Source organism: Rhizobium ecuadorense (assembly GCF_001187535.1).
Classification (GTDB): Bacteria; Pseudomonadota; Alphaproteobacteria; order Rhizobiales; family Rhizobiaceae; genus Rhizobium; species Rhizobium ecuadorense.
In genome coordinates, this window is record NZ_LFIO01000540.1 from 1 (window position 1) to 314 (window position 314).

General features: G+C 55.7%; 1 protein-coding gene. It reads right to left on the reverse strand.

What is annotated here, in order from left to right; translation table 11 throughout:
- Positions 1-314, reverse strand: a 314-nt coding sequence (locus tag AF337_RS44310; RefSeq protein ID WP_210168055.1) for a hypothetical protein, incomplete at both ends; no start/stop codon positions are given.

Genomic DNA, 314 nt, shown 5'->3' on the forward strand with positions numbered 1-314 from the left:
CCGTACGCTTAGCATCTTCGAAGCTGCACCTCTTGTCTGCCACCTCTTGTGGATCAGGAGGTAATCTTGCTCTCAACGTTGAGTTAGCGAGACGCCTCTCGTTGATTGCCCGTGCCAAGGTGTCGAGTTCATTATTTACCGCTCTGAGCGCATCTCGCTTCTCTTGCTCCGCTTGCTCAGCAGCTTCGCGTTCGACCTTTGCGTCGGACTGTGCGGCGCGTGCATTGTCCAGTTTCTTCTGTTCGACTTGATGGACAGCAACGATCTTGTCTGTCCCTTCTGGCCGGTGTTGTTCGCCGGGAGCAGCACCGCAG